Annotated in this window: 10 protein-coding genes and 2 pseudogenes; 7 read left to right on the top strand and 5 right to left on the bottom strand. The window is 67.8% G+C overall.

Going from position 1 to position 13992, the window contains the following annotated elements; all coding sequences use genetic code 11:
- The first annotated feature begins 62 nt into the window (after window positions 1–62).
- A complete protein-coding gene (locus ACFYZB_RS39740; RefSeq protein ID WP_388766735.1) occupies window positions 63–947 on the top strand; it encodes a hypothetical protein in 885 nt (294 codons plus the stop codon).
- A 13-nt stretch (window positions 948–960) separates the two neighbouring features.
- On the top strand, window positions 961–1437 hold the full coding sequence (locus ACFYZB_RS39735; RefSeq protein ID WP_388766733.1) for a hypothetical protein: 477 nt from the start codon (window positions 961–963) through the stop codon (window positions 1435–1437).
- A 1-nt stretch (window position 1438) separates the two neighbouring features.
- On the opposite strand, the gene ACFYZB_RS39730 is transcribed toward ACFYZB_RS39735, so the two are convergent.
- The 4 genes from ACFYZB_RS39730 to ACFYZB_RS39715 form a co-directional block, all read right to left on the bottom strand.
- Window positions 1439–2125 carry a hypothetical protein gene (locus ACFYZB_RS39730; protein WP_388766732.1) on the bottom strand — a complete coding sequence of 229 codons (687 nt, stop codon included), beginning with the start codon at window positions 2123–2125 and terminating at the stop codon, window positions 1439–1441.
- A gap of 30 nt (window positions 2126–2155) precedes the next feature.
- Window positions 2156–2422 carry a hypothetical protein gene (locus ACFYZB_RS39725; RefSeq protein ID WP_388766730.1) on the bottom strand — a complete coding sequence of 89 codons (267 nt, stop codon included), beginning with the start codon at window positions 2420–2422 and terminating at the stop codon, window positions 2156–2158.
- 94 nt (window positions 2423–2516) lie between these two features.
- Complete coding sequence (locus ACFYZB_RS39720; RefSeq protein ID WP_388766729.1) at window positions 2517–8147, bottom strand: DUF4011 domain-containing protein; 5631 nt, start codon at window positions 8145–8147, stop codon at window positions 2517–2519.
- 119 nt (window positions 8148–8266) lie between these two features.
- Complete coding sequence (locus ACFYZB_RS39715; protein WP_388766728.1) at window positions 8267–8431, bottom strand: hypothetical protein; 165 nt, start codon at window positions 8429–8431, stop codon at window positions 8267–8269.
- Between the two features lie 417 nt (window positions 8432–8848).
- Here ACFYZB_RS39715 and ACFYZB_RS39710 point away from each other — a divergent pair, with 417 nt between their 5' ends.
- From ACFYZB_RS39710 to ACFYZB_RS39690, 5 genes and pseudogenes are all read left to right on the top strand, one after another.
- Window positions 8849–9235, top strand: coding sequence for a hypothetical protein (locus ACFYZB_RS39710; RefSeq protein ID WP_388766726.1), 387 nt, complete (start codon window positions 8849–8851; stop codon window positions 9233–9235).
- 131 nt (window positions 9236–9366) lie between these two features.
- Window positions 9367–10851, top strand: coding sequence for a hypothetical protein (locus ACFYZB_RS39705; RefSeq protein WP_388766725.1), 1485 nt, complete (start codon window positions 9367–9369; stop codon window positions 10849–10851).
- A 103-nt stretch (window positions 10852–10954) separates the two neighbouring features.
- Entirely contained in the window at window positions 10955–11728 is a 774-nt protein-coding gene (locus tag ACFYZB_RS39700) for a hypothetical protein (RefSeq protein ID WP_388766724.1), read from the top strand.
- A gap of 749 nt (window positions 11729–12477) precedes the next feature.
- Window positions 12478–12642 (top strand): hypothetical protein, encoded by a 165-nt coding sequence (locus ACFYZB_RS39695; RefSeq protein ID WP_388766722.1) that lies wholly within the window; start codon window positions 12478–12480, stop codon window positions 12640–12642.
- 358 nt (window positions 12643–13000) lie between these two features.
- Window positions 13001–13069, top strand: a pseudogene (locus ACFYZB_RS39690) (transcriptional regulator); the annotation flags it as partial.
- 33 nt (window positions 13070–13102) lie between these two features.
- On the opposite strand, the pseudogene ACFYZB_RS39685 reads toward ACFYZB_RS39690, so the two are convergent.
- Window positions 13103–13992: pseudogene (locus tag ACFYZB_RS39685) on the bottom strand (hypothetical protein); the annotation flags it as partial.

Here is a 13992-nt window from a genome sequence, read left to right as displayed (position 1 = left end):
ATTTCCGCACCGCGGGCCGGCGACATGACACCGGCCCGCCTCCCACCGAAGGCCCCTTCACCATGCCCGCTCCCGCAGCCCCACAGAACCACCCGTTCGTGCACCAGCTCCTCCGCCGCGCCCACGCATTCCTCACGGCCGTCGACAACGGTCAGGCCCCGCCGCTCGCCGCGCTGCTGACCCGTGCGGTCGACCACATGTCGGCCGAGGACTGTGGCAACTTGGACGTACCTGCACTCGCCCAGGGCGTGACCGAGGCCGCCGTAGAGGTGCTGGCCTGTACGCGCACGACGAGCTGTCTTCAGGCACTCGACTGGCTGCTCCTTCCGGCTCGCATGGGCCTGCTCGCGGTGGCTGTGCGGCGCACCACCCCTGACCCGGACAACACCGCACCGCCGGTCCCCGACGTCCCCGCTCGGGGCGGGGCCCGCCGACAGCTCGGCCCGGACCTGCCCGCCATCGCCGCCGCCTGGTTCGCCTCCATCGAAGCCGTCGCGCACGCCACCGCCGGCGACGAGCGCGCCACCGAACGCGCCCTGCGCTCCTGCGAGCAGCACACCGCGCGCGTGCCCCGCGAAGACCCGCCGCCCTGGCCGTGGGTGTTCTCCTTCGACGAGCGGAAGGTGGCCTCCTGCCGAGTGGTGTGCGGGGCCCGCCTGGGCCGCTCCCGGTGGACACTGACCTCGTCCGAAGTCGCCGCGGTGCTGTCCTCCGGCCACGAAAAGCAGCGGGCGCTACTCACCCTCGACGTCGCCACCGGCCACTTCAGAACCGGCCGTATCGACTCCGCGTTCGCCCTCGCCACCCGCGCCGTCCACGACGGGATGCGGCTGCGGTCCGGGCGCGTCGTCGAGCGCGCCCGCGCCTTCCGCCGCACCTACACCTCGCTGACACCGCCCGGTATCGTCCGCGACTTCGACACCCTGCTGCACGACACCTACCTGTAAGGGAGAAGCCAGCATGCGCCTGGGCATCACGGGCCACCGGGGGCTGTCACCCGAGGTCGAAGCCCAAGTCCGCGCCGACCTCGCCAAGGTCGTCGAAGCCTACGACGCCGAGGACCTGGTGGCCATCAGCTGCATCGCCGACGGCCCCGACTCCTGGTTCGCTGACGCCGTCCTCGCACACGGCGGCCGCCCGGAGGTCGTCATCCCCGCAGCCGAGTACCGCGACAGCCTGCCCGACTGGCACCACCCCGTATACGACGACCTGATGGCACGCGCCATCGACGTCCACCACACCGGCATGCAGGAATCGACGTCGCAGGCCCATCAGGCGGGCAGCGAAATCGTGGTGGGCCTCGCGGACCAGGTGATCGCCGTGTGGGACGGGCGACCGGCCCGCGGGTACGGCGGCACCGCCGACGTCGTCGCCTACGCCCGCCGTGTCGGCGTGCCCGTGCAGATCGTGTGGCCCGAGGGCTCCACGCGCGACTGACTCAACGAAGTGCGCCAGGCGGATACAGCTCTACTTGCCGGGTTACCGGGTCCCAGACCCATATCTCGCTCTGCAGCCACAGGCGCGGTAGGTCCGTCATCTCCTCGCAGAAGGGATCCGGACACCCCTCGCACAGCGTTCCCTGGTCCATGTGCATCGACAGGCCTGTGCGGACAGGGGACGGACGCCAGTCCCGGTCGCCAACGAGGACAGCCCTGAGGCTGTACAGCTGCATGCCAGCAGTCCCGTCGGGGGCGGGCACCCGCCACTCCCGTTCGTGCATCCAGGTGGAGCCGGCGCCGGTTCGCACCGCCCAGTGCTCCAACCCGGCGGCACGGAGCTGGTTGTAGACCTCGTCCGGCACGTACGCGACCGCCCCACCGCCAGCGGCTAGCAAGCCGTCCCGTGTGGCCACGATTCCCCAGGGCTCGAACTGTCGGTCAACGATGAGGTGAGCGAGGTGGTTGGCGGGGCTCTCGGAGAAGCAGGCACAAGCGCGTGCCACTCCGTAGGGAGCGAAGGTACGCAGGGTCTCGCTGCCCAGTATCGAGTCCAGCCGCTGGCTGGCAGTCATCGCCCGAACGTCGGGCGTAGCGCCCGGCCCCGGCTCCCTGCCCCTGCTGGTGAAGTGCACCAGCTCATCACTCTGCGCGGGCCCCACCGAGCCCAGGAGAGATATCTCGACCATCGCCCCCGCCCTCCCACCACGTGAGAGCACTTATACCTCAGGCACGTGGTCAGGACGGGGCCCGAAGGCGCGCGTGCAGCGCGGGTGAGAGATCGGCCACGTCGCGGCCTCCTCGACCGTCCGGAGCGTCCCGCTGGCCTTGTCGGGGTCTTGATGGCTGGTCCACCCACACCCGGCGCCGTCGAAGACCTCCATGAACTGCACGCCGGCTTCCCGCGCCCGGTTGGGGGTGCCCGCGTTGTAGGCGACCGCGCTCTTGGCGAGGGTGGCCGCTTCCACCCACGCCTGCACCGGCATCCGGGCACCGTCGACAGACCCCGACGTCACCGTTCGGCCAGTGGCCAGGTCGCTTCTCTGCGTCTGGCTCCGGCCGGTGACCTGACGGTTCCGTTCAGTCTCGAACGTGTCGTATGTGGACGGTGCGGCGCTTCCCTGAGCCGTCCTCGTACTCCACCGCAACGCCGGCCTTGAGCCAGAGCAGGGCGGCTGCGAGTGGCGTGAACGGGCTAAGTGCCTGGCCCTCCTCCGCGACAGGGCTCTGGGAGGTGATCTCGTATTCCTCGACATCCGTGGAACCACCGAAAGTCAAACCCACCAGGCGACCGGGGGCGACCGTCGCTTCCCCGGATGTGCGAGGGGCGGCAGGAGTTGCCCTGAGGAAGTCCTCCAGGAAGGTGGCACGCTCCCGGAGCTGTTCGCGCCGCTTTTCCCATTTGCGCCGGTTATCGGCACGGACCCGGTAATCGGCGGCGGTATCCAGGGGCTCCGGCTGCTGCAGGTACTCGCGTATCTGGGACAACTCGTTCTCGGCACGTTGCCAGGATGTCCTGGCCAACGCTGTCACCGGGTAGATGGTGGCAGAAGGGGGCTCACTGCGCCGCGGAGTCGGCACGGTTCTGCGCTGCCGCGCGGCGGAAGCGGAAACGGGAGCGGTCCGGTTTCCGGCACCCCTACCCGCGGAGGGCCCCCGCGCAGGCCCGCTCCGTGACTCGGCTCGTGACGTCGACACTTCCGGTTCCGCCGCGTCCCCCTCGCCGGCGCCCAGGGCGTTGGGACTCGTACCGACGAGGTCTACCGCACGTTCGACGGCATCGCGCAGCCGGGCCTCGGCACCGGACCGGTCGCGGTACCAGTCGGTGCCCCAGATCCGGTGCAGCTCCCAGCCAAGTCCCCGCAGCACTCCTTCGCGCAACCGGTCACGGTCACGGGCTGCCTTCGAAGAGTGGTACATGGTGCCATCGCACTCCACCCCCAATGCGTACAGGCCCGGCCAGCGCGGATGCCGGACCCCCAGGTCAATGCGGTAGCCGGCGACGCCAACCTGAGGCTGCACGTCATAGCCCCAGCCCCGCAGCACCGCCAGTACGGATTCCTCGAACGGGCTCTCCGGCTGGGCTTGCGGGTCCACCGTCTCCTCGGAAAGCGCAGACGGACCACTCTGCGCGTACCGCAGGTAGCGGGAGAAGTACCGGAAACTCTTGCTGCCCGTATTCCCCAACTCGCCCGGGTCGAACGAGGCCACGACCTCCACGCGGTAGCGTGCCCGCGTCACGGCGACGTTCAGACGACGCCAGCCATCCACCTTGTTCATGGGGCCGAAGTTCTTCGAGAACTTGCCTTGGGCGTCACGGCCGTACCCGACGGAAAGGATCATGACGTCCCGTTCGTCGCCCTGCACGCTCTCCAGATTCTTGACGAAGAAGCCGTTCAGGCGGTCCTCGGAGAAGCACTCATCGAGGTCGGGCCGACTCCGGCGTGCCACGTCCACGGCGTCCTGGATCGCCACGGCCTGCGGCTGGGACAGCGCGACCACACCCAGCGACCTCCCCTTGCGCGTACTGAAGTGGTGGATAACCCGGCGGGCCACCTCCTCAGCTTCCCCAGGGTTGTTCCGAGCGGCCGACCCGGGACGGTAGACGCCTTCTCTGGCGCGATAGAAGGCGACGCCGACATCCGGACCTTCGGCATGAGCCCCCGGGAACGTGGTCATCGACTCGTCGTAAAACTCCCGGTTGCTGAACGCGATCAGGTCCTCGTGTCGGCTGCGGTAGTGCCAGCACAGCGACAAACTGGCCAGCAGCCCGCTCGCCTTGCACAGATCCAGCACCGAGCGGAACTGATCGGGCGCCTCATCGTCATCGCTATCCTCCTCGTCATCACCCGTCGAGGAGAAGAACTCGGTGGGCGGGAGCTGCTTCTGGTCACCAGCCACGATCAGCGCCCGACCACGGTAGACGCAGTTGATGGCGTCCTGCGGCAGCACCTGCGACGCCTCGTCGAAGATCACCACATCGAAGACGAGGTCGGGCGGCAAAAACCGGCTGACCGTAAGCGGGCTCATCATGAAGCACGGCTTGATCAGCGGCACCGTCTCCCTGGCGGCCTCCAGGAGCTCCCGCACCGGCTTGTGCCGACTCTTCTTCTCGCCCTCTCGTCTGAGCAACGCCGCACCCCGTGTGTCCATGGTCCGCGGGCGGCGGGCGTCACACGTCTCGATGACGCGCGCACGGGCGTGGTTGGCTAGTCTTGCGTCCAATTCCCGGAAGCCGGCCACCAGGTCATCGCGGTCCGCTGATCGAGGGGTTCCCAGCCGTGGATCACCGGACAGCTGGAGATCAGCCCAGGCACGCAGAGCCGCGCGTTCGACCAGCGCCGGGAAGTCGGCCGGAGCAACCCCGCGACGCACCGCCCGGTCCACCAGATCGTCCAGGCCCAGATCGTCGAGGGCACGGCGGCCTTTGTCGTAGGCACGCCACTCGTCAGGACCGCCCCGATCGCCGTCCAGGACCGCGAGCACGCTCAGGGCCGCATCCTGGCCGCGGGAGAGCGACCTACGGAGTTGCTCCGCACGTTCCGGACGAAACAGATCTGCCAATGCCTCTCTGGCCCGTGCCCAGGCGCCCGCAGCGGCTTCCAGCCCGGTGTCGGCTTCCGCGTGATAGAGGATCTTGGCGGCCGACGCACTCAGCGACGCCGTGCTCTGAAGCCCGCATGCTTTACGCAGAGTAGTGATCCAGTCGAGGGCAGCAGTCAGGTCGGATGCGCTCGTGCTCCGACCTGTGTAGAGGTCCCCGAGCAGTGCCCGGTCATCCTCCGCTCTGGACTCGAACTCCACCGCAGCGGCATGCGCTGCCCGTACGGCATGCACGCCGGCCCGTGCTGCGGCGAGAGTCCAAGGGCCCGCCGTCGCGATTGCTCCACCGCTCGCGGCGGCGGTTTCCTCTACCATCCGGATCAGCCGCTCGGCCGCTCGCAGAGGTGCAACATGCGCACGGCTCCACTTCGCAGCAGCTGCGAGGCTTCCCGCTTCCAATTCGTACGATGGTCCAGGCGCGGGTGGAAGCACCAGAGAGTCTCGCCACTGCGTCAGCCGGGCCGCTGCCCGTTCTGCGGTGTTCCTCGCGGCAGGGCGCGGTTGCCCCCCGGAAGCCACCTCGCGCGCCAGCGCGTCCTGGTTCATCACTCGGGGAGCCAGCCTGAGGATGTCGTCGGCTCGTGCGATGAGGGAGCCCAGGCCATCAAAGTCGGTGTCCTCGCCCCGCCAGTGCCGGCCAAGCACAGATGCATGGCGACCGGCCTCAGCATTCAGTGTCCGTGCCGCCTGCTGCCAAACCACTGCGTCCGGCAGCGCGGCCACAACCGCCTTGCTGCATTTACCGCCCTCAGGCAGAAGCGACCGGACCAACCGGCGGTCAGCCCGGCATGCTGCGGACAGTCTCCCGGTGAAGGAACGGTGAACGGTGGCAAACCGGTGCGTGACCTCATCGAGAGACTCTTCCTGCAGCACCCGTTCCGTGAAGACCGCTTCGGCCTTCCCCCGAGCCTCACGCAGCCGCGTCACCGCTTCACGCAGGACCTGCGCCGCGGTCCTGGCGTCGGCCGCTCCCTCACGGGTGAGCCATGCGGGCAGCGGTTTGGCATCGTCGGGGTGTCCGGCAAGAGTGGCGAGGCGGCCCAAACGAAGGGCATCGTCGTAGGACGCGGGGGCAGGCACGCCGTACATCGCGGCAACGGCCCCCAGCGACTGGACCGCCTCCTCAAGTGCCACGGCGTCTGCCTCAAGGCGGTCACCGAGCTCACGGGCCGCGTCAGCAGTGAGCACGCTGATATCGATGGCCGCGGGCAGCAGAGCCGACAACGCGGTCTCCTCCACGCTCGCCGTGGGATCCGCCTCGACCGGCAATCGATCCCATGCCGTACCGAGTGTCAGTTCCGCCGACCGTTCGGCTTCGATCACCTTCTCGAGACGGCGTTGGAAGCCCGTCACCCCTGTGGTCACGGCTTGGTAGTTGGCAGTCAGCCAGGGGTACGGCAGTCTCGGCCGAACGCCCGCGACCTGGAGTAGAGCGGTCAACCGAACGGTGTCACGCACTCCCTCCCAAGCAAGCTCAGCGAGGAGATCTGTGTGTGGCAGCAGCCTCGTATCGAGTTCGCTGAGGGCTTCGGTGGCGAGGTCGAGCGTCTGCAGCGGGTTACCAGCGTCTGTCAGCCCGTACCAGGAGAACGCCGTGCCTTCCAAAGCCGGGCGCCACGACCTGCTGACCTGGCGGGCTGCCACAATCGCCTGGTCGAGTCCCTCGCCGGTGAGCGCCGCCGCGTCGAAGGCCGGGCTCGCAGGCAGTGGATGAGAACTGTCCAGCAGTGAAATCCTGCCCAGGACGTCGTGCAGGCTCATACCGAGCCCGGACCGGGGCTCGTTCATCGCCGCTGCGTACCCCGAGAGCTCCTGGCGCAGTTGGCGAGCACGCTGAAGGTCCGCCCGGGCGCCGCCCGACAAGGTGCGGCGAGGCGCTTGCAACGCCCGACCGAGTTCCTGCGCCACCTGCTTCCGGCCCGTGCTGTTGCTGTGCAAGGCCAGGACGTAGTCATCGAGACCGACGTCACTCAGCCGGTTGCGGACCACGTCCAGGGCAGCCGCCTTCTCGCTGACGAACAGCACGGTACGGCCCTTCTCCAACAAGCCCGCGATCATATTGGTGATCGTCTGGCTCTTGCCGGTGCCGGGCGGCCCGTCCATCACGAAGCTGCGGCCCTCGATCGCAGCAGCAACGCACTGCCGCTGGGAAGAGTCCGCATCGAGAACCAACGGGGCATTTTCCGGCGGCTGGATCTCGTCGATACGATCGATAGACGCCGGTTCGAAGGCAAAGGTCCCAGGCGCGATGCCAGAGTCGGCTCCCAGTCCAATGGCGCGCACGAGCGCGCTGGCCTGCACCCGGCCTGCATTGTCAAGGAGGTCCCGATACATGACCTCCTTGCTCGAGTTGAACGTATCCAGCACGACCCGATTGGTGACCTTCCAGCCGCGCATGCCCGCCACCACACGCCGGACCTTCGCGATCAGGGCGGGGATCTCACTTTGTTCCAACTGCTCAACACGCGGCCAGTCAACGCCCAACTCGCCCATTTTGATGGCGAGGGCCGGGTTGAGAGCCGGCTCCTCATCTGTGTTGGCCTTCAGGACGTACGAGTCCCCGCGCCGCCGTTCCAGCACGACCGGCACCATCACCAACGGCGAACTGAAGCTCTTCTCGGCAGACGGGGCCGGCGTCCAGTCCAGAAAGCCCACACCGAGGTGAAGCACCCACAGTCCGTAGTCGTTGTATTTCTCCCGCGCGACCAGGGCGAGGCGACGCAGATGCCGGTCCTGTTCAGCCTGCGTGGCCTTAGACGTGGTGATCTTCACAGCGGGGCGTTTGCTGCCGACGCCTGCCCGGGACGCGGGAGTGTCAATCGACCGGGCGCCAGCAGTGGAACCGACTGGGAGCACCATGGTGTCCGGCACCAACCCGTCCTCCGGCCCATCGCCGCGCACATCAGCAAAGGCACAGCCACGGGAAAGCCCTTCCAGCACCGTGGACAACCCGGGCTCGACCACATCCATACCCGCGGACGAAGGGCGGCGCTGGTAGTTGAGTAGCCGGTTACGGAAGCTCAGGTCGATGAGCGAGTCCCGCCATGAGGCGAGCAGCCTCTCCAGCCGAGCGCGATCCGTAGAAGACAGCCTGCCCTGCGCGGTCATACAGCGTAACTCCCTCACTGACGCAGAGGTGAAGGTAGTAGACGAAACCGGCCAAGCATAGCGGTGCAGCGCAACGATGTCTGGGTGACGGTGCAGGACCATCTCCCCGAGCAGCGGCCTTAGTTGCCCGCAGTGACGTCCGGCCGCGCCCCGAACGCCCGCCTGCAGCGCGGGTGGGAAATCGGCCACTGAGCGGCCTTCTCCACCGCCCGCAGCGTCCCCCCGGCCTTGTCGGGATCCTTGTGGCTGGTCCAACCGCAGTCGGCGCCGTCGAACACCTCCATGAACCGCACCCCGGCTTCGCGGGCCCGATTAAGGGTGCCCGCGTTGTAGGCGACGGCGCTCCTGCGAGGGTCGCGGCCTCCGCCCAGGCCCGCACCGGCATCCGGGCACCACCCCGGTAGATGACGTACGTGAGCTGGTGCTCGGCGGCCAGCCGGTCAGCGAGCGCCTTCGCGGCCTGCCCGCGGTGGTGTGGCCGGCGGTCAGCAGCGGCACCTCACGGCGTGCCGCGTCCCGCACGGCGCGGTAGAACTGGGCGGCCCTGCGCTGCTCCTCCTCGGAGCGGCGCAGGAAGTCGGCGTTCTCCCGGCCAGCCACCCCCCCATGAATGAAGAAAGGGATGCATCTTGCACCCCAGATCATGGTTTCGCCTGCCTGGATCACGAAGATCACGAAAGCTCACCACTGCCGTCACCTCGGTGGCCGCGCTGTCCGTCCTGGCGGGCCTGGCGGTTCAGCCCGGCCCGACCAGCCTCGGCGGCGACCCGGTCGATGATTCCTACCCCTGGTACAAGGACACCGCCGCGGAGCAGTTGCGCCAGGACCAGTGCCTGATGGCCGACGTGCTGCGCCTGGGTGGTCCGTCGATGGCCGCGACCGCGCAGGACGGCGCCGAGGCCCGGAAGAAGGCCGCAGCGGTCCTCCGCGCCGACGATGCGTACGACCAGCAGGAGTTCAACAACGGTGTGACCGTCATCCTCAACCGTGGCAGCGCTGACAGCTTCCCCGCGTTCCGCGCCTGGTACGAGAAGGCCGCTACTGACGTGCAGCCGGGCATGGACGCGTTCAAGAAGGCTTACGGGTAACGAGCAGGAACCCGCGAACCGTCCGGCTCCATCGGGCGATCTACTTCACCTGTCTCAATTTCACCTAGCTCCCAAGATCACCGCTGGAGATCATGGTCACGTCAATTGCGCAATCGATGAAATGAGGTCTTGTGAAGGACACCGGCAGAAGCCGCAGACGGGCGGCGACAGCCATCCCCGTCGCGGCGCTGGCCCTCTCCCTTCCCTTCATCGCTTCCCCCTCCGCGGGCGCGTCGGTCCAAGCGCCCGGCGGCGCGGCGGCCAAGGCAGCAGCCGTCGCCGGCGAAGCCCGCCCTGTCACGGATCCGCGTCTCATCGCGATCGAGAAGAAGCAGGAAGTGCTCGACAAGGTCGCCGGGCAGATCACTGAAGGGCTCTCCGAATCGGACCGGGCCAGGATTCCGGGCTTCACGGAAATCGAAGTTGACCCCGACCACAACGGCCTGCGCCTGCACTGGAAGGGCTCCCCGCCGCAGCGTGTGCAGCGTATCCTTGCTCACCTGCCCAAGGGCGTGACTGCTTCGGTCCTTCCGGCCCGCTACTCCAAGGCCGATCTGCACGCGGCCCGGAACAAGCTCCTGCGCGGCGGGAAGCCCGTGATGCTGCGTGTCGCTGGCGTGTCGACCCCCATCCGCATCACCAGCATCGGCCCGGCCGTGGACGGAAACGGCCTCGACATTACTTATGCCGATGCCCTCGGTCCGGGCACGGCCACCCCAAGGGATCCCCTCGCACCCGCTGTCCGCAAGGACCGCTCGCGCGAGGTCAAGGCCCTCACCGGCCGGTTGACGGGCATCAACACCACCGTGAGCTACAAGGCTCCGCCCGCAGAGGCCGCAACACCCGCGGCCCCGGTCAGCCGTCCTGCCGCCGCACACCCCAACGCATCGGAGATCACCAGGCAGACGGACTTCGCCCCGTGGACCGGAGGTTCCGCGCTGAAGAATCCCACCGGCGGTATCTGCTCCAGTGGCTTCGGCATCAAGAACGAAAAGGGTCAGAACATGCTGACCACCGCCGCCCACTGCAACGGGAACGACGGCCTTTGGCGGACCTATGCCGGTGGTGACGCCGTCGGCAGCAGCGACGGCCTCGAGGTCTCTACGGCCGACGACGTCCAGGGAATCGACCTTCCGAAACCCCAGCTCAGCGGCTACCTGTACGACGGGGCAGCGAAGCTGGCCTACGACTACTCAAAGCCGGTCACCGGCTGGGGCCACAACAACGTCGGCGACTACGTGTGCGAGGACGGCGCCAACGGCGGTGTTCACTGCAACATCAAGATCGCAAAGACTGACATCGGAACCAGCGGCGTTGGCGGTTGGTGGCGGCCCATCACCGATCTCGCTTACGCCACCTCACTGACTCCGGACGGCATCGCAGGAGTCAACGGCGACAGCGGCGCACCCGTCTTCGCCGGCGTGAACAACTACACCGCCGACGAGGCACGCGGAACACTCACTGCCTTCGATACCACGGTCACCTGCCCAGCAGACGAAACTGCAACCACCGTGGCGGACGGCCACGTCCGCACGCCGTGGTGCTTCCTGGGGCTCTACTACGTTCCGATCTACCAGACGCTGCACGACATGAACTGGACGCTTGTCACCGGCTGATACGAGGGCGGGTGGAGCACCCCACCCGCCCTTCCCCCCTTCGGTTCCGCGATGGCAGGCTTTAACGCCAGCCATCCACCGGAAGACAACGGAGTATGCGACCGTGCCCTTGAAGAACTCCCGACGCTTCCGCCGCGTGGTGTGGGCCGGCGTCGCGTTGGTCTGCCTCGCGGGAGCCGTGACCGGCTGGATGGTCTGGGACGACTCGTACAGTCACGACTCGGCCGTGCTGGAAAACGTGCTCATGAGTAACCACGGACGTACCTTGACCACCCCCATTGCATGGACGGACTGCGAGGACAGGCCCCGCCTCGAAGCCCACGAATCCGCCCATGACATCACGCTGGTAATGAAGGAGAAGCAGCAGTCGTCGCGCAGCGTCAACGACTCGTGCGGCGACACACACGAAGGACTGGCCAGCACCTCCCTCAATGGCCCGGTGGGGGACAGAGAGATCACCGACTCCGTCACCGGGTCGCGCATCATCCCCTTCGACGACGCGCACTTCCCCTACCCCCGATACCTGCCGTCCGGCTTCACTCGTACTGAGAAAGTCATCGCGGTGAGCAAGATCGGAAATGCGCCTCCCATCAGGGGTGACAAGCCCACATGGACCTACAGCTACCAACGGAACCTCGGCAAGGGAGGGCGAGCCGGAACCGTGAGCATCACGGCGGTCACCGGCGAGACCACACCCACACAGGGAACCCTGATATCCGTCAACGGTCATCCCGCCCGGATCCAGAAGACAGAAGGCTCGGGACGGACGTGGACGGCAGTGTGGACACAGAACGGATACACCATCACCCTCTGGGCCGACGACCCGTTCATGACTGACGCCGAGTTCCTACGAATCACGCAGAGCCTGAGGAACTAGCGCCCGCCAGGGCGACCATGAACGGCGCCAGAGGACCAGGGATGCGACGGTGACTGTGTTGACAGGCGTCGCGACAGCTCTGCGGGAGCCCCCCGGGAACCGGTCACACCAGGCCCTCTACCTGCGGTTTCAAGGTAGCGGAGGCTCCATGTTGTCGGGGTCGTAGTGACCGGTGCCAAATAGTCTCATTCCGTAAATGCCGCGACAACACCGCGTCCCTGCTCTGGGGATTCCGCACTCTTGTGGAACGACGCTGGCAGCGGTGCATATATCGCCCCCAGCAGGTGGGAACGAACGGACGCGGGTTCTTCTCCCTGAGCAGAGCCAGCCGGGACTGGCTCCCAACTCTCATGGAGACCAACCCCGGTTGGCTGCTATTGAGCGGCTACGCCTTGCCGTCCGGCGTCGCCATGCGGTAAGTGCGCGGTCGGTCGCTCATCTGCTCGGCGACGCCGTCCTTGACCAGCGAGCGCATTGGCGACGGCACCGGACGAACGGTCGATCACACGGCTGATCCTCGTGGCGGTGAAGGACTCACCGGGGTAGGCGCTGAGGTGGTCGATGACGAGCTGCCGGAGGGCTCCACGGGCAAGGCGCCTGCTTCCGCCGGGCGAGGCGGTCGCGGTGGTGAAGTCTTTCGGCTGGAGGGCTGCGGAACACCGGGCAGGTGGTGGAGCGGACGAGGTGCCCGCCGTCCTGTCTGCGCCAACTGCGGGGCGAAGTTCACCGACGACCGATGGGAGGCGACGGTGGCGTACCCGAAGCCGGGGCTACGGTGGCATCCGACGTTGTGCGACGGGTGCGAGGACAAGGCCATCGAGGCCGCGAGCCGGGACGAGCACGAGCGCCAGGAGCAGGACCAGGTTGTGCCCGAGCAGAAAGCCGGCGGCTGGTTCTCGCACTTCCGCACCTGACCCAGGGCAAGCCTCGGCCGGTGGCGCGGGCAAGCCCAGGACGGCCTTGGGCAAGCCCGCGCTGTCGGGTTCACTCCGCCGCGCCGCGCGAACCCGGCCGCGCCGCGCGAACCCGGCCGCGCTGCGCGAACCGGAGGTCGGCCTCGCGGATCCGGGGCGACGATTGGTGGCTCCCAAATGCACGGACCGCCGCTGCGGCCAGACTCAGCCGCTCGCCCGTCACTCGTCGGAAATCGACCGAGAGAGCCTGGCGGAACGCAAGGAGCAACTACTCCGCATGCTGGGTGAGCCCGCCGATGACAGCACCGCGGGCTGGGAGGACATCACCGCATCGCCTGTGCCGAACAGGCCGTCCACGCTGCATCCGTTGAACGAGGTCGTGTTTCTGACCGTTGCAGAAGTCGCGTCCGTCATGCGCGTTTCCAAGACTTGGAATGTAGTGATCGGCGCGGGATTTCGCTCAGAGCTGGGTGAACTGGCGCTGCGGGAGGTCGTACTGGCGTGCTATGGGGTTCCACAGGGTGGCGGCCTTCTTCTTGGCGAGGGTCGCCTGCTCGCTGGCCGCGTTGCCCCGGAGGGTCTGTCTGGTGTTCTTCGCCTGGCCGTTTGGGCAGCCCGTCGTGCCGGCGACCTGGTCGGCCCAGGCGGCGTAGTGGTTGTCGGCGGCGGCGGACGCCTTCCAGGCCGTGGTGAGTTGGGCCACCAGTTCCCTGTGGTTGGGTAGTTTGTCGACGGTGAGCTGGGAGAGTTTGGTGACCAGGTCGTCGCGCTGGCGCGCGGCGGTGCGCAGGTCGGTCGCTGAACTAGCGAGGTTGCTGCATTGTTTGACGGAGGCGACCGCGTTGATCACCGTGGTGCGGCTGCTGTTGCTCGACTTCAGCAGCGCGTCGAGCGACTTCGCTTGGGCCTGCGCAGCGTCTGTCCCCAACTGGCCGCTGTCGGAGATGGCGGAGGTGTCGGCGGCTGGCTGCTGGTCGTTGCCGCCGAGGCCGAGTGCGGTGCCCACGGCAATGCCGATCAGAGCGAGGCCGGCCACGCCTATGCCGATGAGTGCGCCCAGGGATGGACGTCGGCCTCCGGCGGGTGCCGGATCGGTGGACCCTGCGCCGAAGCCCGCGCCGCCCGGGCGGCCGCCGTGGTCGCCGTGGCGAGACTGTTGCTGCTGGGCATGTGTGGGACGCGGCTGCTGCAGCGTCGGCAGCGCGGTCGGTGCGCTGTTTGTGGAGCCGCCGTATCCGTATCCGATGGTGCCGAGCGCGGCGGTCGCCGCGACCGGCTGGCCGTCCAGGCAGGCCTCGATGTCGGCGCGCATCTCGTCGGCCGACTGGTAGCGGTAGTTCGGGTCCTTGA

It is taken from the genome of Streptomyces sp. NPDC001852, from assembly GCF_042891825.1.
In the GTDB taxonomy this organism is placed as follows: domain Bacteria; phylum Actinomycetota; class Actinomycetes; order Streptomycetales; family Streptomycetaceae; genus Streptomyces.
Note: the sequence above shows the minus strand (reverse complement) of the source record. Positions and strands in the feature narration are given on the sequence as shown.

Excerpts from the sequence above, each read along its gene's own strand:
- ACFYZB_RS39740 (WP_388766735.1), top strand. The coding sequence starts at position 63 with ATGCCCGCTCCCGCAGCCCCACAGAACCACCCGTTCGTGCACCAGCTC.
- ACFYZB_RS39735 (WP_388766733.1), top strand. The coding sequence starts at position 961 with ATGCGCCTGGGCATCACGGGCCACCGGGGGCTGTCACCCGAGGTCGAA.
- ACFYZB_RS39730 (WP_388766732.1), bottom strand. The coding sequence starts at position 2,125 with ATGGTCGAGATATCTCTCCTGGGCTCGGTGGGGCCCGCGCAGAGTGAT.
- ACFYZB_RS39725 (WP_388766730.1), bottom strand. The coding sequence starts at position 2,422 with ATGCCGGTGCAGGCGTGGGTGGAAGCGGCCACCCTCGCCAAGAGCGCG.
- ACFYZB_RS39720 (WP_388766729.1), bottom strand. The coding sequence starts at position 8,147 with ATGACCGCGCAGGGCAGGCTGTCTTCTACGGATCGCGCTCGGCTGGAG.
- ACFYZB_RS39715 (WP_388766728.1), bottom strand. The coding sequence starts at position 8,431 with ATGGAGGTGTTCGACGGCGCCGACTGCGGTTGGACCAGCCACAAGGAT.